The organism is Pseudobacter sp., from assembly GCF_051955275.1.
In the GTDB taxonomy this organism is placed as follows: domain Bacteria; phylum Bacteroidota; class Bacteroidia; order Chitinophagales; family Chitinophagaceae; genus Pseudobacter.
This window is the reverse complement of sequence record NZ_JBQCGW010000003.1, coordinates 81,134-98,610: the sequence shown is the minus strand read 5'-3', so window position 1 is coordinate 98,610 and position 17,477 is coordinate 81,134. Positions and strand designations below refer to the sequence as shown.

The 17,477-nt window shown below is 45.5% G+C and carries 17 protein-coding genes; 13 read left to right on the top strand and 4 right to left on the bottom strand.

The annotated features are described in order from the left end of the window. A partial coding sequence (locus tag ACTHMC_RS00545; RefSeq protein ID WP_440409909.1) for an SPL family radical SAM protein occupies positions 1 to 560 on the top strand: 560 nt, incomplete at its 5' end. 17 nt (positions 561 to 577) lie between these two features. On the opposite strand, the gene ACTHMC_RS00540 is transcribed toward ACTHMC_RS00545, so the two are convergent. Continuing rightward, the gene (locus tag ACTHMC_RS00540) at positions 578 to 841 is read right to left on the bottom strand and encodes a hypothetical protein (RefSeq protein ID WP_440409908.1); all 264 of its coding nucleotides are present in this window, start codon (positions 839 to 841) and stop codon (positions 578 to 580) included. Between the two features lie 187 nt (positions 842 to 1,028). Here ACTHMC_RS00540 and ACTHMC_RS00535 point away from each other — a divergent pair, with 187 nt between their 5' ends. The 5 genes from ACTHMC_RS00535 (at position 1,029) to ACTHMC_RS00515 (ending at position 4,468) form a co-directional block, all read left to right on the top strand. Next, entirely contained in the window at positions 1,029 to 1,544 is a 516-nt protein-coding gene (locus tag ACTHMC_RS00535) for a hypothetical protein (RefSeq protein WP_440409906.1), read from the top strand. A 73-nt stretch (positions 1,545 to 1,617) separates the two neighbouring features. Next, positions 1,618 to 2,280 (top strand): hypothetical protein, encoded by a 663-nt coding sequence (locus ACTHMC_RS00530; protein ID WP_440409904.1) that lies wholly within the window; start codon positions 1,618 to 1,620, stop codon positions 2,278 to 2,280. After that, on the top strand, positions 2,241 to 2,987 hold the full coding sequence (locus ACTHMC_RS00525; protein ID WP_440409902.1) for a sensor histidine kinase: 747 nt from the start codon (positions 2,241 to 2,243) through the stop codon (positions 2,985 to 2,987). The genes ACTHMC_RS00530 and ACTHMC_RS00525 overlap by 40 nt, the downstream gene beginning before the upstream one ends. A gap of 10 nt (positions 2,988 to 2,997) precedes the next feature. Then, entirely contained in the window at positions 2,998 to 3,672 is a 675-nt protein-coding gene (locus tag ACTHMC_RS00520; protein ID WP_440409900.1) for a response regulator, read from the top strand. A gap of 520 nt (positions 3,673 to 4,192) precedes the next feature. Next, the gene (locus ACTHMC_RS00515; protein WP_440409898.1) at positions 4,193 to 4,468 is read left to right on the top strand and encodes a hypothetical protein; all 276 of its coding nucleotides are present in this window, start codon (positions 4,193 to 4,195) and stop codon (positions 4,466 to 4,468) included. A 266-nt stretch (positions 4,469 to 4,734) separates the two neighbouring features. Here the strand turns inward: ACTHMC_RS00515 and ACTHMC_RS00510 are convergent, their stop codons facing one another. Continuing rightward, positions 4,735 to 6,021, bottom strand: coding sequence for a TonB-dependent receptor plug domain-containing protein (locus tag ACTHMC_RS00510; RefSeq protein ID WP_440409913.1), 1,287 nt, complete (start codon positions 6,019 to 6,021; stop codon positions 4,735 to 4,737). Beyond that, the gene (locus ACTHMC_RS00505) at positions 6,022 to 7,515 is read right to left on the bottom strand and encodes a TonB-dependent receptor (protein WP_440409896.1); all 1,494 of its coding nucleotides are present in this window, start codon (positions 7,513 to 7,515) and stop codon (positions 6,022 to 6,024) included. A 699-nt stretch (positions 7,516 to 8,214) separates the two neighbouring features. On the opposite strand from ACTHMC_RS00505, the gene ACTHMC_RS00500 reads away from it, so the two are divergent. Both ACTHMC_RS00500 and ACTHMC_RS00495 read left to right on the top strand, forming a co-directional pair. Beyond that, complete coding sequence (locus ACTHMC_RS00500) at positions 8,215 to 8,349, top strand: hypothetical protein (RefSeq protein WP_440409895.1); 135 nt, start codon at positions 8,215 to 8,217, stop codon at positions 8,347 to 8,349. A 105-nt stretch (positions 8,350 to 8,454) separates the two neighbouring features. Then, positions 8,455 to 9,885 carry an RtcB family protein gene (locus ACTHMC_RS00495; protein WP_440409893.1) on the top strand — a complete coding sequence of 477 codons (1,431 nt, stop codon included), beginning with the start codon at positions 8,455 to 8,457 and terminating at the stop codon, positions 9,883 to 9,885. An 86-nt stretch (positions 9,886 to 9,971) separates the two neighbouring features. Here ACTHMC_RS00495 and ACTHMC_RS00490 read toward each other — a convergent pair whose 3' ends face one another. Next, positions 9,972 to 11,153 (bottom strand): acyltransferase family protein, encoded by a 1,182-nt coding sequence (locus ACTHMC_RS00490; RefSeq protein WP_440409891.1) that lies wholly within the window; start codon positions 11,151 to 11,153, stop codon positions 9,972 to 9,974. Positions 11,154 to 11,702: 549 nt separating this feature from the next. Between ACTHMC_RS00490 and ACTHMC_RS00485 the strand changes: the two genes are divergently transcribed. Genes ACTHMC_RS00485 through ACTHMC_RS00465 form a run of 5 tightly spaced genes read left to right on the top strand, consistent with a single transcriptional unit; the run spans position 11,703 to position 17,476 of the window. Next, positions 11,703 to 12,215 (top strand): UpxY family transcription antiterminator, encoded by a 513-nt coding sequence (locus ACTHMC_RS00485; protein ID WP_440409889.1) that lies wholly within the window; start codon positions 11,703 to 11,705, stop codon positions 12,213 to 12,215. Positions 12,216 to 12,241: 26 nt separating this feature from the next. Beyond that, positions 12,242 to 13,054, top strand: coding sequence for a polysaccharide biosynthesis/export family protein (locus tag ACTHMC_RS00480; protein ID WP_440409888.1), 813 nt, complete (start codon positions 12,242 to 12,244; stop codon positions 13,052 to 13,054). Positions 13,055 to 13,100: 46 nt separating this feature from the next. Beyond that, on the top strand, positions 13,101 to 15,491 hold the full coding sequence (locus ACTHMC_RS00475; protein WP_440409887.1) for a GumC family protein: 2,391 nt from the start codon (positions 13,101 to 13,103) through the stop codon (positions 15,489 to 15,491). A 46-nt stretch (positions 15,492 to 15,537) separates the two neighbouring features. Then, positions 15,538 to 16,836 (top strand): oligosaccharide flippase family protein, encoded by a 1,299-nt coding sequence (locus ACTHMC_RS00470; RefSeq protein ID WP_440409885.1) that lies wholly within the window; start codon positions 15,538 to 15,540, stop codon positions 16,834 to 16,836. Further along, positions 16,820 to 17,476: a class I SAM-dependent methyltransferase gene (locus ACTHMC_RS00465; RefSeq protein WP_440409884.1), complete on the top strand. Its 657-nt coding sequence runs from the start codon at positions 16,820 to 16,822 to the stop codon at positions 17,474 to 17,476. Before ACTHMC_RS00470 ends, ACTHMC_RS00465 begins: the two co-directional genes overlap by 17 nt. Position 17,477: the final 1 nt, after the last annotated feature.

Sequence of the window (17,477 nt, the reverse complement as noted above, 5' to 3'; positions counted from 1 at the left end):
GCATTCTGCGTGACAAGGATGTGCTGCAGCAGTTAGCTGCCAGAAACCTCGTTTCTGCGTTGGTTTCAGTGACCACGTTTGATGAGGAGCTGCGGCGAAAGATGGAACCCAGGACCACCACAGCCCGGCAGCGGATGCGTGTGATCCGGGAATTGACAGATGCCGGCGTGCGCATGGGTGTTATGTTAGGCCCCATGATCCCGGGGCTCAACGATCAGGAAATGCATAATATCCTGAAAGCCGCTTCGGAGGAAGGGGCCGTTTTTGCTGCCTATACTTTCGTGAGACTGAATGGGGCAGTTAAGATCTTATTCCACGACTGGCTTTATAAAAATTACCCCGACCGGGCCGATAAGGTCTGGCACTTCATTGAACAGGGGCATAACGGGCAGGTGAACGATAGCCGCTTTGGCACGCGCATGCGTGGCGAAGGTCCGCTGGCAGAACTCATCAACCGGCAATTTCATACCTGGTGCAAAAAATTCGGGATCAACGAAGGGCGGTGGGAACTGGATTGTACCCAGTTCCGCAGGCCCGGCGAACAGATGAAGTTGTTTTAAGGGAAAGGAACACCTGTTTATGATTTGAATTTCCTCTTCAGAATTGATGCGATCTTCTCGCGTATGACCATTACCTCCCGGCATATGAATGCAATCTCCTTGGCATTTTCCAGCAGGTTCAGCTGCTGAAGGCTTTTCTCCAATACCTGCGCTTTCTCGCGGTGGTACAATTCTATTACTTCCAGTGAGTCACCGAGTATCGGTGTGATATTCGGCTTCTTTCCGGCGGGCATGGCGGATGGAAGCATTCCGTTGCCCGTTACCGGTAGTTGGTGGCGCATAACAGACTGTTTGATTGATAAGAGGATGACCCCTCAAATTTCCTATAATCCATAGTGCGGAACAACCGTTAAAATACCCTTTATTGCCAGTAGTGTATGAGGTCAGAATCAGTAGATGTACTTATTGCCCGGAAACCGTTTACGAATATCTTTAAGATTCTATTTAACCTATAAAACACGTTTTTGTATGGCACTCATCCCGAAAAAAGCCAGTTTATTCACGTTGATCGGCACCGCAGCAGTGCTACTGCTCAACTCCTGTACAGGAGGCCCCAAGGAAGAAGGCGTATGGATCCCTCATCCAAAGGACACTTCCGATCTGGCTAAAATCGATCACTTCATTTCCGTAGATAACATCAAAGGTTTCCGTGGCGATTTTGCCGCTGACCGTGATACCCTGAAAAGACTGGCCCCGAATATCTTCATCCCAAACAGCGAAGCCTTCAACAAGAAAGCGCTGCTGGAGATCCTGAAGGACCCCAATTGTGTAGGTATGCGTATCTACTACGGTGTGGCGAAAGATAAAAGCGGCAGGAGGGATGAGTTCCGCATGATCCTCGTTGGCGTGGATGCCAAAGGCAACGACCTCTATACCGACAACGGAAATGCAGTTGCAACCAAAGCTCCTCCCGGTGGCAAAGGTGGCGCAGAATATGGCCAGTGCGATCCTCCCTGCCTCAATGGCCCTGGTGATGGCCGCTGATCTTAATGATCCTAACTGATACGATATTTCCGATAGCAGCAATCCAATCAATCATCCTCTCGACCTTTGCTGAATGAATGATACAGTCCGTTTTGTTTTGAGTCTCAGTATTGTGTTCGCTGTAGTGATTGGGATAGTAAGATTCCGAAAAGCAGACCGGGCTTACTATCCCTTTCTCTATCGGATCTTCCTGGTATTACTCGTGGAGATCACTGCCCGCCTGTTCTTCCTGTCGGCAGATCCCAGGAACTTCACGGTAGTGATAAACACATTCTCGATACTGGATTACTGCCTCTTCACCTGGCTCTTTCATAACTGGCGATTGTTCAATGGCAACCGGACGGTCTTCTTTTCTTTCCTGGGTATCGGCATCGTAGCCTGGGTGATCATCACACTGGTACTGCAGAATATTCATATACCCAATTTCGGGTTCAGGGTTTTCTATCCGGCCATCCTCATCGCATTCAGTGTAAATACCTTCAACAAAGCCGTGGTGAACGACAGGGGCAATATCTTCCGGAATCCGAAATTCTGGATCTGTATTGCCATCATCATCTTTTATACCTTCTTCATTCTCGTTTGTATGGTCAACCTGAATTTGTTCAGATATGTTACCAAACCATTCAGGCAAAATCTCCAGGAAATCAATGTCTATTCGAATATTTTGGCTAACTTCTTGTATGCAGTAGCGATCTTATGGATACCCCGGAAGCAAAACTTTATGATGCCCTTTTGATGGTGGTTGGGGTAGTGGGTTCTGTGCTCATCTACTTTATCATTACTATCATTCGCTATCAGCGAAGGAGCCTCCGTTTACATAAGGAAAAGATCCAGGCGGAGATCGATACGCTGGAAAAGGAACGCACCCGCATTGCGTCCGACCTGCACGATGAACTGGGGCCACTGCTTTCTGCCGTAAAACTCCAGATCAACAGCATCGATGCTGCCAATGATACTGATGCACTTACCATTATGAAGTCCAGCACGCATATAGACAGTATCATTTCCAAACTGCGCGAGATTTCCAATAACCTCATGCCGAACACCCCGGTACGCAAAGGTCTTCAGAAAGCCATTGCAGAGTTTGTGGACCATGCCAGCCAGGCAAGCGGCCTGCAGGTGAAATACATCTGTGAACAAGCCATCGATATCCCCCAACAGAAGGAGATCAATATCTACCGTATCATCCAGGAGATAGTGCACAATACCATCAAACATGCCGGGGCTACCATCCTTCTCATCAAAATGATGAAGGAGGAGAACAGGCTGTTGCTGATGACAGCCGATAATGGAAAGGGATTCGATTATTTTTCGAAAATAAAAGACAATCCGGGTCTGGGACTTCGTAACTTGCAGAGTAGGGCAGAAGTGATGGGCGCTGAATTGAGCTGCCAGTCCGAGCCCGGTAAAGGTACCATGTACACTTTTGAAATTCCTTGCTGAATCCTGTTTTATGAGCAAAATACACGGCAATATCAAAGTGGTGATCGCCGATGATCACGAGATCTTCCGCGATGGCATGCGCATCATGCTGCAGAAGCAGCCGGATATCCAGCTCGTGGGTGAAGCAGGTGATGGCCGCGAACTGATTGAACAGGTAAAAAGCCTTCAGCCTGATATCGTGATCAGTGATGTAAAGATGCCTCGCATGGATGGCGCCGCTGCTACACGCCACCTGGTGGAACACTATCCGCAGGTTGGTATCATTGCGCTCACCATGTTTGATGAAGAAGACCTGATCATCGATATGCTGGAAGCAGGAGCAAAAGGTTACCTGCTGAAAAACGCAGACAAAAATGAAATCGTAGACGCCATCAAATCAGTGTATGAGCAGCAACCTTACTACTGCCGCCATACCAGTCATAAGCTCGCAGAGATGGTGGCCAAGAGCAAATTCAATCCCCACAGAAATCATATCAAACCCGAATTCAATGAGCGGGAACTGGAGATCGTCCGTTTTATTTGTGATGGTCTTACCAGTAAACAAATAGGCGAAAGAATCTTCCTCAGCGTGCGCACCGTGGAAGGACTGCGCATGAAGATCCTGGAAAAAATGGACGTGAAGAATACAGCCGGGATCATTATCTACGCTATCAAGAATAATCTCTACGTACCGGAAAAGATCTGAGATGATCCACCGGATAATGTTTGTTTCCCATTGTTACGGAGGGGACAACGTTCACGCTTCTAACCAGAAAAGACATTAAACTTACCCAAAGAGCCTGATGCTGATGCTGCACGCATTGCGTGTGGTTTTTGTATTGTTTTGTTTTCAGAGCAATGCAAATAATAAAGCCGTTTTCAGAAAAGGATAGATTTAAGGTCAACAACTCTTAAAAATATAAGAAGAGATGCAGATTGTGTACATAGCATTGGATGCTACTTTTTCAACATACATGTACATCGCAAGCTCGTACTGATAAAGTTTGAAGAAGAAGGTGAAGCAACTATAATCTGGGCAGGGTCGCATGATCAATACGAGAGGCTATTTAAAAATAATAAAGCACTTATTAACAAGTGGCTTAAAGATCATAAACATATTTAGAAATGAAAGCGCAATTCGATATAGAAAAACTTATTGAAAAGGTTTTGTAGATAATGAGCTGGATTTCGAGAGGGCCATGATTGCCGAACGAAAACTCCGGTTGATGTCGGAGGAAAGCCCTCATTTTAAAGTCCTTCGCAAAAAGCTTCGAAAGATTTTGATTGCCTATGAAAAATTGTACTGGTCTGATGTAAATGCCGTATCTGATGACCAGATGGAAGAGAGTGATAAAGCTGAGCAAATTGCGGAAGAAGAAAGAGCCTTTCTGGAGAAACGAAAATCAATTATCCGTAATAAGGTGAAAGCCTTAGATCTGACGCAGAAGAACTGGGATATATTCTTGGCCATAAGAGTAAAACGCATATGTCTGAGCTCATGAATGGTATACGGCCTTTTACACTTCCTGATCTGATTGCCATTAGTAAACTATTAAAAATAGACATCAAAGATATCGTTCCTCCTTTTTTGTCACAGGAAAAAACTGATAAGATCCGGACCGCATTGTTGGAAATAAACAAGAAGCCCGGCCTCATAAAAAAATTACTGGCTGCTGCATGCATGTAATAAAACAAGCAGCTGCTCAACTAATGAACAGCCACTTGTTATTATATTTTACTAACCCGGAGCCTGAATTGCTACTTACTTCTAAAACGTAAATCCTAACCTCGCAAATAACCTGATCCCATTTCCGCCCATCTGCACTGCATCCCATGGCCCGCCAGTCTCATTGTTGAATGCCCAGAAACGCGCACCAGGCGCAATCCCCAGGTCAGGATGAACATTAAATAAATTATCCGCACCGATAAACGCACTCAGATTTTCCGACAGCTTATACCCAAAGTAAAGATCATTCACCAGCTTGCCTCCGTACACATATTTATCTTTCACCGGGCGTCCATCATCATCTGCAGGTACATACGCGTACAGGTCCCCGCGGTGGAAGCCTCCCGTAAAATCATCGGATGTACCATCGCCATAACCCAGTATTTCAATCTTTCCGAAGTACGTAAGCCTGGTGCCTGCTGTAAACTTTCCAACATTGTATTCCAGGTTCAAACCGAACTTGGTTTTGGGAGCTGATGAGAGAATGAACTGCTGCTCACGTTCCGTGAGGAAGGTGGCTGCCAGGTCCGCACTGGCATTGAGCCTGGCAGGTACATTGATCTTGTCGATATCCATCGATTGGATATTGCCCGTGAGCAATGCGCGCAAACTACCTTTTCCTAATTTCTTATTGTACTCGATTACAATGTCAACTCCCCTGTTGGTAGTGTTCACTGCATTGGCAAAGAATTGAGCGAGGCTTACATTCAGCTGGTTCATGGCTGATATGAGCGCGGGATCCAGATCATCATCACGACTGAATTGCCCTGACAATACCACTCTGTCTTTGATACGGACCCAATAGCCATCGATTGTGATACCGAGCTCGGGGGTGGGTTTCCAGGTGAAGCCGATACTGGCATTCACGGATTTCTCCTGCTTCAATTCAGGGATGCCGGCTGCTTTGGTTATCGGGCTGTAGTTGGGCGCGATCTTCACTTCCGCAATAGTTCCTCCCTGCACTGTGGTAAAGCTGGAACTGAAATTGATCTGCTGGAGGGAAGGTGCTCTGAATCCTGTGCTTACGGATCCGCGAAGATTGAAATTGCCGGAGAGCTTAACCCTGGTGGCGAGTTTGTAGTTATGCGTGAATCCGAAATCACTATAGTTTTCAAAACGTACGGCAAGACCTACCAGGAATCGTTTTGTTATGTCCAGTTCCGCATCTGCATAGGCTCCGATAGTGGAACGGTTGTCGTTCACTTCGTCACCTGGCTGGAACCCGGGAAAGCCTTGCGCACCTGCTGCAACATAGGTGAGGTCGGGTGGCGTGCCGAATGATTTGGTTGGATTGAAGTTATTGAAAGATGCCTCTTCCCCTGCAAACAGCTAGTACAGTTCATACCTCAATTCCGCGCCCAGCGCAATGCTGAAGCCATTCATGATGCCTGGCACTTCTTTGCTGAAGCTCAGGTTAGTGGTGTTTTGCAGGAAGCTGAACCCTCCGTCATCGAAATGTGTTTTATTGATATTGTCAGAAGAAGCATTGAAGGTTTTATCTCCGTAGTAATGGAAGTTGTTATCTCCCGTCACATTACTGAAATCCCAGTTCCAGTTATCGGAAGTAACGCCTCTGACCCCTGCTGCAAAAAAGTAGTCCCGAACTTTCGTTTGTATATGGGGGTTATAATACCGTTCTCCGGTCCTGTCTGTTTTAATGACTCCCGGAACATCGATGAAATCGAAATCATCAGTGGTGACGAACCTTTCAGGCCTTGCTGAGAAGTTCCTGGTGAAGGCATAAGCATCGGTTGATTTGTAATTATATCCTCCGAATGAATAGAAGGTGGATCTGGATGTGCCGATGGGGATCTCTGCATTGAAGAAGCCGCCTCCGGAAACGATGGATCCGTCTCCATGCGCGCGACGGACTGTATTATCGATCATATAATCCTTGCTGCCGGAGCTGGTGTCCATGGCCTGTCTGAATGTTTTGCCGATGCTGAGGAAGTTTCCCGTGATATTGATGAATCCTCCTTTCCTGCCAACCGGGAAACCATAGTTTCCATTGAAGGCGATGGAATTTCCATCGACGGCTCCATCATGCTCATACATATTGTAACCGGATTTGAAATGCGGGTTGTACTTTTTATCATAGTACCCCGCATACCCGATATTGCCTGTGAATTTGTTCACATCTTTTTTGAGAATGATATTGATCACACCGGCAATGGCATCGGAACCGTATTGCGCGGAAGCGCCATCGCGCAGGATCTCCACGCGGTCGATAGCGCCGATGGGTATGGCGCTGAGGTCAGTGCCGGAATTACCACGGCCTCTTGTTCCGAATACGGCAACAAAGGCTGTCTGGTGGCGGCGCTTTCCATTGATCAGCACCAGGGTCTGATCCGGACCCAGTCCGCGGAGCGTGGCCAGGTCAATATGGTCTGCGCCATCACTGCCACTCTGTTTGTTGTAGTTGAGTGAAGGTGCTGCATAGTTCATGATGGCAGTGAGGTCCATCCTGGAAGTGGGCAATGAAACCTGCCCTACATTCACAACATCAACCGGAACGGGTGTTTCCATCTTTACTCTCCCCGAGCGGCGTGAGCCAACGAGAATGATCTGTTCCAGTTCTGTGGTGATTCGTTCAAGCTTAACGTCAATATTGGTTTGTTCACTCACTGTAATGTTGAAAGTTCTGTAAGCGATCATGGTGAACTCCAGTACATCATTCGGTTGTGCCTGTATGTTATATTTCCCTTGCTGATTGGTGAATGTGCCGTTGGCGGAGCCACGGATCCTAACGGATACTCCGCTGAGTGCTTCGCCTGTTTGTGAATCTGTGATGGTGCCGGTGATGCTTCGCTTTTGTGCGAACATGGAGAGGTGACTAATAACAAGTAGTGTTATTAAAAAGGTTTTGGTTGTGGGCATACGTGGCGTGTTTACTCTAAATCTAATCATTTTGCCGCCCAATTCCTATAGGGGTAATTCTACGACAGCGGCAGCCCGCAAAAAATATTTTTTAAAAATTATTGAGAAAAAGTTGGCACGAATAAGAAAATAGTTTCAATTTTGCATCACAAACATTTTAAAACATGTCCCGCAAGATGCAACATATTGAAACAGTGAAGTGGTTTGCACTCTATCCGAGTGATGCCATCCGCGGGGCTTGTTATGCTGCAGCATAGCCGGATCGAAAAGATCCTTACAATATAAGCCCCGCAGCAACTGCGGGGTTTTTTGTTTTTCTGTATTCAATAAAACTGAACAGTTATGCTAATCAACGCAATGCATTCATACGGAACCGTTACCCGGTGCACATCGCAGCCGGAGGTAACAGGCATGCGCCCAATGGGTTGTATGCAGTACCGTTTGCGTTTTGATGGCAGTAGCAAATACTTTAACAAACGGAACAGGTCGGGAGACTACGGATCAGTACAGCAATAGTAAGCTGAAAAGGATACCAGAAGCCCGGCCGGACCATACCGACCGGGCTTTTTTAGTTCCCAGACCTCCGCCCGGAAATAATGGTCCGCCTTAATTCCAAAACAATGACGAAACGAAAAGGAGACCAACATGAAATTTGTATTATTCGCCCTGCTTGTGTCACTCATCACATCTGTGATGGAGAGCAGGAAAGTAAAAAAGAAGAAAGTGGAAATTGATGAACACAAGGAACCACTTCACCCCGCCGCTTTCAGCCTGCGATAGTTATGCTGGAACCGGATTTGAAACAAACTATGATGATGTGGAAAAGCAGGAAGACGAAGTCACGGAGCATGGTGGATTTCCATCCACATCAAAAAACAAACAGAAATGGCAAAGTTGAAATTAAGAGGTAAAGACCTCAGGCAGATAGGTTACCCGGAAGGTCCGGTGATCAGCATCGCAATGAATATCATGCAAAAGGAATACAAGCATTCCAGTCAGGAGGAAGTTATGGACATACTACAGAAAATATTGAAAGCACCTGTTGAATATGAGAACGACGCAGTTCTCGGATTGATCGCACAACAATTGATCCCTAAAGAGGAAATAAACGGTGAAATGATTGTGTTGAACAGGGAAGGTGTTCCTGTGAACATCTTCGGTTCACAGTTCATTGAGCAGGGGGCTTTGATGCAGATGGACCAGGCGGCAAAACTGCCTGTGTCTGTAAGTGGCGCATTGATGCCGGATGCCCACTCCGGTTATGGATTACCGATAGGAGGAGTACTTGCCACGTCCAACGCCGTGATACCATACGGTGTTGGTGTGGATATCGGATGCCGGATGTGTTTGTCTGTTTTCGATATCGATCCTAAAACTATGAAACAGCGTGAACATTATTTCACTACTGTTCTGAACGATAACACACTCTTCGGTAGCGGACAGCAGTTCCTGAAACCTTCTGAGCATGCGGTGATCGATAACAAACTTTTTGATGAGATCGCAGTACTGAAACAATTGCAGAACAAAGCTGCAAGGCAACTGGGGTCTTCCGGTTCCGGAAACCACTTTGTTGAATTCGGTATTGTGGAAATCAAAGAAAAGGATGAAGTGCTGAATCTGGAAGCAGGAACTTATCTCGGATTGTTGTCGCACTCCGGATCAAGAGGACTGGGAGCAAGCATTGCTCAGCAATATACAAAAGTGGCTAAGGAAAAAAGGATGCTTCCGAAAGAAGCAGCCAACCTGGCCTGGCTGGACCTGAACGAAGCCGAAGGAATGGAGTACTGGCTGGCAATGAACCTGGCTGGTGATTATGCATCAGCATGCCACCATGCCATTCACGCTAAAATAGCAAAGGAGCTGGGCCGTCAGCCCATCACGATGGTGGAAAACCACCACAACTTTGCATGGAAGGAAATTATAGATGGACAGGAATTGATTGTACACCGGAAAGGTGCAACACCGGCAGGAAAGGATGTGCTCGGCATCATTCCGGGATCTATGACTGCACCTGGTTTCATCGTGAAAGGAAAAGGTGAGGCCGCATCACTGGCATCAGCATCGCACGGTGCGGGAAGGAAGATGAGCCGGACAGCAGCTATGAATTCAATCACGCAGAATTCTTTGAATGAAATGCTGGCAAAACATGGTGTGAAACTGATCGGAGGAGGACTTGATGAAGCGCCGCATGCATACAAGGATATCGAACAGGTAATGAAGGCCCAGAACCACCTGGTGGATACAGTAGGCGCCTTCTATCCCAGGATCGTGAAAATGGATGGTACGCCTCCCAAACCATGGATGAAAGGAGAGTAAAGAATCTTGTAGAGTTGGGTTAGAAAGAAAAATCCGGCGGAAGCAATTCCGGCCGGATTTTTATTTTAATTGAGTAGAGTGTGGATTTATACTTTGATATAGATCTTCTTTTTATCCATCCAGAATACGATCAGCCAGTAAAATGCGATCATGCAGATCGCGTAAAGCAATGAACCGTTCTTCGGGTTGTCCGTCCAGTCTGTCAGCGGCTTGCAGATATGATTGTAGAACCAGGGGAAAGCGCTGGTATAAACACTGGCTCCTTTTTCGTCCACATGATCCACCCAACGGAAAAGCGGCAATAGCTTTGGAAGAAAGCCACTCAGTGCAAACACAAACAGGGCATTCTTTCCGAATACATCAAAGAATTTACTCCAGCTGCCTTTGGCGTTTTTGAATTCAATGAAGTAGATCAGTACAGACAGTACCATGATGGCGAGCCCCGTTGTGTACATCACATAAGAGCTGGTCCAGATCTTCTTGTTGATCGGAAATACCAGGTCCCAGGCAAATCCCACAAAGATGAGGATGGAACCGGCAACGAACAGGCCGCAGACCATTTCGAATGTCTTCCCTTTTTTCTGAATATAGGAGCCTGCCAGGTATCCGAAGATCACCTGTACGATGCTGGTGAGGGTACTGGTAAGTCCCTCCGGATCGAAGGGAACCCCTTCTCCTTTGTACATATGAGCAACGCCCAGGATGTTCTTATCTATCTGGGTACCAAAATACCCATCGAGACTGTAAGGGTCTGCCGCTGCACCCAGGTAGGCGGTCAGGAACCAGTAAACGATCAGAATTAATAAACTGGTTATGATGGCGCCTTTCATTTTCAGGAAGTAGATGATCAGTGAAGCCAGGAGGTAGCTGATGGCGATCCTTTGCAATACGCCGAGGATGCGGACCCCGCTTTCCGGATTCTGCGGATCCACCCAGTGCCTGAATACGAGGGCTCCGTCACTCCATTTCAGGAAAGGGGCCCAGTTGAGGAAGAGGCCGATGGCGAAGATGATGATACTTCTTTTAAACACTTTTTTCAGGAAAACGGGCGTACCGGCTGCTTCCAGCCTGGGTAGTACAAATGCCATGGCATTGCCGACCGCGAAAAGAAAAAATGGAAATACCAGGTCTGTAGGAGTACAACCATGCCAGGGGGCGTGGGCCAGGGGGCCATACAAATGAGACCAGCTGCCAGGGTTGTTTACCAGTATCATGAGCGCAACTGTAGCGCCACGGAATACGTCGAGGGAATAGAAGCGTTGGTTCAAAACAGTAGATTTTCAGGGAATTAAAGATAATGATTCCATTGATAAGATTTTAGCGGGCAAAGCGGCCCGTACAGAGAAAATTGTGACTGGTACCTAAAAAAGAAGCTTCTGGCAGAGCATTTGTATAGAAGGAAAATCTGTGACTGAGGAAATTGGATTTGTGGTTCAAAAATAATGTGTTAGTCTTCTTAGCGGAATGGCAAACACATTAAAAATCCCTTATATTTGCAAGCGTCGAAAGTATTTTCCGGTTTAAGTAGTGATGATCGTTTAAGTGTTTACACGGCTGGTGGTGCTGGTAAATCATCATTTGCTTTACTGCCATTAATCTTGGAACAAATTCCTGTGAAATTCAATAAGCCTACCACTCAATTGAATCGATTTTATTGTGAAGGGTATATTTTCAGTATGCTAATACTGGAAAATACCCTTATTGCGTTATGATGGGCTTGTAATAAGGATTTGTTGTTATTCTATTGACAGCCATTTGGTTATAAGCATTTCTTGTAACTGAGGTGGCGAAGCTGTATCTTCTAACGACCTGTATTCATGAATTCAACCAGAAAATGGTACGCGGTATACACCAAACCCAGATGGGAGAAGAAGGTATATCGTATTTTACAAGAGAAAGGTGTTGAGAGCTATTGCCCATTGAACAAAGTGCGTCGTAAATGGAGCGACCGGTACAAGATCGTTGAGGAGCCGCTCTTCAAATCCTACGTATTTGTAAAATGCAGTGAGAGTGAGAAAACACCCGTGCGCATGGTAAACGGTGTAGTGAATTTTGTGTACTGGCTGGGTAAGCCTGCCACTATCGGAGAGAAAGAGATAGAGACCATCCGGAAATTCCTGGATGAGTATGAGGACGTGGAAGCAAGGCCGCTGAACCTGGAACCCAACTCAGTGGTATATATCGAGAACGGTGCATTCATGGATAAGGAAGCCACCGTTGTGAGGGTGCTGAGGAAAAAGGTGGAAGTTATTATAGAAAGTATCGGATATTCATTGACAGCATATATTGATAAATCGAGGGTCTCCTTGGTCAAAAAGCCAAAGCGTTGATCCAGAATAAATAACAACAGCCTTTCATGAAATTAATTGTCCAGTTAACAGGGTTAATGATCTGCATTTGGTTATTCCCTTCCTGCTTAGCCAAGAAACCAATTCAATATCTCGAAACATCCTTTGATACTACCAGATATGCACAGGTAAAGATTCCTGAGCCACTGATTCAGCAGGGTGATCTATTGGTGATCACCGTATTCAGCGATAACCCTACAGCTTCCGCGCTGTACAATCAGGGCAATTCACTTGCCCTTCCACAGGATGGCGTAAAAAACGGCGCTGCTTCGGCGCTTCCGGATGGAGGAGCAGCTAAGGGCGACGGCTATCTGGTTGATCAGGAAGGATACATCAGGATGCCGGGAGTTGGAAAACAGAAGGCGGAAGGCCTTACTAAAAAACAACTGTCTGTTTTGCTTACCAACGAATTCAATAAAAAAGGATTGCTCGTCAATCCTGCTTTTGATATCCGTTTCAATAATTTCAAAGTAACGCTTATCGGTGAGGTTACCCGTCCGGGTGTATACAGCATTCCTGCTGAAAGAGTAACTATTCTTGAAGCGCTTGGCCTTGCAGGCGATCTGTCTAACTGGGCTATAAAAGATAATGTGACCATCATCCGGGAAATTAATGGCAAACGCGAATTCGGGAGGCTCAACCTGACAGATGCTGCAATATTTGAATCTCCCTATTATTTCCTTCAGCAGAATGATGTTGTGATAGTGGCCCAAAACAAGCGCAAACTGCAGGGTACCGATCAGGTTACTATCAGGAATGTTTCCATTTTTACCAGCATCATTACGGCTGCGGCGGTAGTGATTACGCTTTTCAGGAACTAAGTGATTGACTTCAGCTAACAAATTAATAGCTCTATTATCAGATAATATGGAACCACAACTCCAGTCGCCAGGTGAGAAAGCCTTCTCTTTCAGTCCAAGGGAATTCATATTGAAGTATCTTAAATACATTCCCTGGATTCTCTTATCCCTGGCTGTTATGTTATCCCTGGCTTATTTTAAGCTTAGGTATTCTACAGATATCTATAATGTGAAGGGGGCATTGCTGGTGAAGAATGATAAGAATATGCCTCGTGGCAACGAAAAATTCGATGAGATCCTCATGTTCAATTCCGGCGCCAACCTGAGCAATGAGAAGGAAATTCTCAAATCAAGGCCGATGCTGGCAAGAGTGGTGAAAAGGCTGGGGCTACAGAAGTCTTACTTTAATAAAGGGAAGATCAAAACATCCATGATCTACAGAGACTCCCCATTAATGCTGGATGTTATCAAAATAAAGGATTCTTCTGCTAGTTGTTCCTTTGAGATTAATGTAATTAACGACAACCAGTATACCGTCAATAATGGCAGTGAAACAAGGTCATTTGGGGAGATCTTCGAAAACAATGTGGGTGAATTCCGGATCATGAAAACAAACTATGGTTTCCGGTTCTTCACCAGCAAGATCTTTTTAATCAGCTGGGAGCCTGCGGAAGAAGTAGCCAATAATATCAGGGCCGGACTGGATATTGCTCAGATCAATGATCAGTCGAACATCCTGACCATAACTTATTCCACTGCCAATGTGAAGCTGGGCATGGACATCATCAATGCCCTGATGGAGGAGTATGATTACTGGAATATCGAGGACAACAATAAGATGGCTTTCAACATCCTCAAGTTCATCGATGAAAGAACGGATTCGATCAGGCAGGAGCTTGACAGGGTAGAAGGAAATCTGAAGAACTTCCGTGAACAAAACCAGTTGCTGGATATTCAGGAACAATCCAATCTCTTCTTCAACAAATTTGAAGAAACAGATAAACTGATTGCCGAGCAGGAAGTGAAACTCAAGGTGGTTGATTATATTCTCGGCTATCTGAGCAGTCCTGATGGTCTTCACAAGATCGTTCCTCCGAACCTTACTGTCCCTGATCCTACACTGGCCACTTTGATCACCCAATACAATGATCTGGCGCTAAGAAGAGAAAGCAGCCTCAGTTCAGGGATAACAGAGAAGAGCCCAATCATCATAAATCTCGAAGTGAGTATGGAAAAACTCCGGCAAGATATCATTGAGAATCTCCGGAACATCCGTCAGACCTACCTGATTGCAAGGAACGACCTCTATGGTAAAAGCAGGCAGGCTGAAGCCTTGATTAAATCTGTTCCCGGTAAGGCCAGGCAATTGCTCGATATTCAAAGGCAACAAAAGATCAAAGAGGAACTTTATATTTTCCTGCTCACCAAGAAAGAAGAAACGGCGATATCTGCAGCTTCCACTATTTCCAATTCAAGGGTGATAGAGAAAGCAGTTCCGTCCACTATTCCTGTTCTTCCCAAAAGAAGAACGGTCTATCTGACAGCTTTGCTGATCGGTTTGGCGCTGCCAATAGCCCTTATTGCATTGAGGGAATACCTGAATGACAAGGTTACTTCCAAATCGGAAGTGGAAAAAATCACCAACGCTCCGATCATCGGCGAAGTTGGCCACTCTTATGAAGAGCAGGTACTGGTAGTAACGGATAAGAACAGGCGCTTTATCAGCGAGCAGTTCCGTATTATCCGTACAAACATGAACTATATCATCAACAAGATCGATAAGCCTGTTGTACTGGTAACCTCCTCTTTCAGCGGTGAGGGTAAATCATTCGTTACTACCAATATCGGCGCAGTAATGGCGCTGACCGGTAAAAAAACGGTGATTCTTGAGCTGGATATCCGCAAACCGAAGATTCTTAACGGACTTAAAATCACCCCCAAGACTGGTATCACCAATTATATTGTGGGAGCAGCCACACTGGAATCACTTCCTATTAAAGTGGCCAACACGGAAAATCTGTATGTAATTGCCTGCGGACCTGTGCCTCCCAACCCGGCGGAGTTGCTGCTGGATGTCAAGATCAAAGAACTGTTCGATTATGTTCGTGCCAACTTCGATTTCGTGATCGTGGATACAGCTCCGGTAGGACTGGTAAGTGACAGCATCATTTTGAGTGAGCATGTAGACAGTACTCTGTTCATCATCAGGCAGGGCTATACTTTCAAAAAACAGATCGAGTTTATTAATCAGGTATACGTGAACCAAAAAATGCCGAGGATATCGCTTATCATCAACGATATTAAATCGAGCGCCAGTTATGGTGGGCATTATGGCTACGGATATGGTTACGGCTATGGCTATGGCAACAAACCCGGATATTTTGAAGGTGAGAACGCAACAGGTTTAAAGCGGGTTTGGCTTTGGTTCGGCCGTTTGTTCGGTGGAAAACGCAAGTAATCAAAAAAGTGAAATTCAAGTTATATATCAGAAAATGTTATCGGCAGTGATTGCACGGCTAAAACTGGCTTCCAGGAAAATATTAAAGACGGAATTTGCCAGAAGTACGTTCATTCTCACGTCTGGTACAGTCATTGCACAAGGGATCTCTCTGGTAACAGCCCCCGTGTTGACTCATATTTATCATCCTGATTATTACGGATTGCTCGGACTTTTCATGCTCATCTCCGGATTAGGAGGAGCATTGAGTACATTCCAGTATCATAATGCCATAGTAACAGCGCCGGACAATGATGAAGCTGAGCTGGCTGTAACCATTACAGGTATCATCGGCATCTGTGTGGCTTTGTTATCTCTGCTTGCTATTCTGCTTTTCAGCTTACCTATTGCCCGCATACTAGGTTCAGAACAGATCAGGAACTGGCTGTACCTGGTACCGCTTTCTATCTTGTTTACCGGAATCAGTAACGGTTTGTATGCTTTTGCTGTCAGAAATAAAGAATTCAAGGCCATAGCCGTTATCAGGCTGACCACGGCTTTTGTAACTCCTGCGTTTTCTATTACTGCCGGCCTGCTTACTGCCAGCCCAATGGGACTTATCGTAGGGTTGGTGCTCGGGCAGGGAATACCGGCAATGGTGCTTTTCATCAGGTATGTGACAGGTAAGAGACTTACTATCAGAAAAGAACGTCAGGCATTGATCGGCATAGTAAAAAAGCATAAAAACTTTGCGAAATACAGTTTACCATCAGAGTTCATAAACAATTTTTCAAACCAGATTCCAATCCTGATGCTCAGTCATACCGCAGGTACTGCTGCTGTTGGCTTTTTCAATCTCAGTAACAGGATGCTCGGACTGCCTGCCCAATTGTTATCTACCTCAGTAGGTGAGGTGTTCAGGCAGAAGGCCGCTCAGGATTTTCACCAGACTGGAACCTGCAGGCCAGTATTTATGAAGGTGTTTAAAACTTTGCTGAAGCTGGCAATCTTTCCTTTTGCCGTTATCATGCTGCTGGGACCACAACTCTTCGGATTTTTCTTTGGGGAGAGATGGGCCGAAGCCGGGCAGTTTTCCCAGATACTGGGAATCCTGTTCATGTTCAAGTTTGTAGTAAGTCCACTTACCTATGTAACTTATATAGCAAATAAACAATGGATAGGGCTGATCTCCGACATTGTATTGCTTTCTACCGTGCTGCTTATTTTCTTTGCAGCCAAATGGTTCAATCTGCCGTACATGGTTTCACTGATCATTTATTCTGTATCCTATTCAGCACTTTACTTTATCACGTTTTACTTAAGTTATAGATTCACAAACAATAAAAGCTATGCTGTCAAAACTTAAAAGGATGATCCGCAATTACCAGTTCGATTCAAAGAACTACTGGGAATCCCGTTATCAGAAAGGTGGGAATTCCGGAAGCGGGTCTTACGGTAAACTGGCGGATTTCAAAGCACGCATCCTGAATGAATTCGTGAAGGAGAACCAGATCAATACTGTGATCGAATTCGGTTGCGGCGATGGCCACCAGGCCAGCCTGGCAACCTATCCGAATTATGTTGGACTGGACGTATCCGCCACGGTCATCAAGCAGTGTATTGAAAAATTCAAAAACGACCCATCCAAGAGTTTTTTCCTTTATGATCAGGAATGTTTTTCTGATAAGTTTGGTTTTCTGAAATGTGATCTTTCCTTATCACTGGATGTGTTGTACCACCTGGTAGAACAGAAAGTATATGATCAATACCTGATCAACCTCTTTGCTTCCGGTAAACAATATGTTATTGTCTATTCCTCAAATGTTCATATCCCGCCAGCCAATGAAATGTCGCACGAATTTCACAGGAAGTTCACTGATGATGTTGCACGCCTGGCGCCTAAATGGGAACTCTTTAAAGAGTTGGAAAATGAATATTCGCCTGCCAACTATGCTGATGAAAGCGGTAGCATGGCAAACTTTTACTTCTTCAGACTGAAAAAATAAA

Coding starts and splice junctions, on each gene's coding strand:
- ACTHMC_RS00540 (WP_440409908.1), bottom strand. CDS start 841: ATGCGCCACCAACTACCGGTAACGGGCAACGGAATGCTTCCATCCGCC.
- ACTHMC_RS00535 (WP_440409906.1), top strand. CDS start 1,029: ATGGCACTCATCCCGAAAAAAGCCAGTTTATTCACGTTGATCGGCACC.
- ACTHMC_RS00530 (WP_440409904.1), top strand. CDS start 1,618: ATGAATGATACAGTCCGTTTTGTTTTGAGTCTCAGTATTGTGTTCGCT.
- ACTHMC_RS00525 (WP_440409902.1), top strand. CDS start 2,241: ATGGATACCCCGGAAGCAAAACTTTATGATGCCCTTTTGATGGTGGTT.
- ACTHMC_RS00520 (WP_440409900.1), top strand. CDS start 2,998: ATGAGCAAAATACACGGCAATATCAAAGTGGTGATCGCCGATGATCAC.
- ACTHMC_RS00515 (WP_440409898.1), top strand. CDS start 4,193: ATGTCGGAGGAAAGCCCTCATTTTAAAGTCCTTCGCAAAAAGCTTCGA.
- ACTHMC_RS00505 (WP_440409896.1), bottom strand. CDS start 7,515: ATGTTCGCACAAAAGCGAAGCATCACCGGCACCATCACAGATTCACAA.
- ACTHMC_RS00500 (WP_440409895.1), top strand. CDS start 8,215: ATGAAATTTGTATTATTCGCCCTGCTTGTGTCACTCATCACATCTGTG.
- ACTHMC_RS00495 (WP_440409893.1), top strand. CDS start 8,455: ATGGCAAAGTTGAAATTAAGAGGTAAAGACCTCAGGCAGATAGGTTAC.
- ACTHMC_RS00485 (WP_440409889.1), top strand. CDS start 11,703: ATGAATTCAACCAGAAAATGGTACGCGGTATACACCAAACCCAGATGG.
- ACTHMC_RS00480 (WP_440409888.1), top strand. CDS start 12,242: ATGAAATTAATTGTCCAGTTAACAGGGTTAATGATCTGCATTTGGTTA.
- ACTHMC_RS00475 (WP_440409887.1), top strand. CDS start 13,101: ATGGAACCACAACTCCAGTCGCCAGGTGAGAAAGCCTTCTCTTTCAGT.
- ACTHMC_RS00465 (WP_440409884.1), top strand. CDS start 16,820: ATGCTGTCAAAACTTAAAAGGATGATCCGCAATTACCAGTTCGATTCA.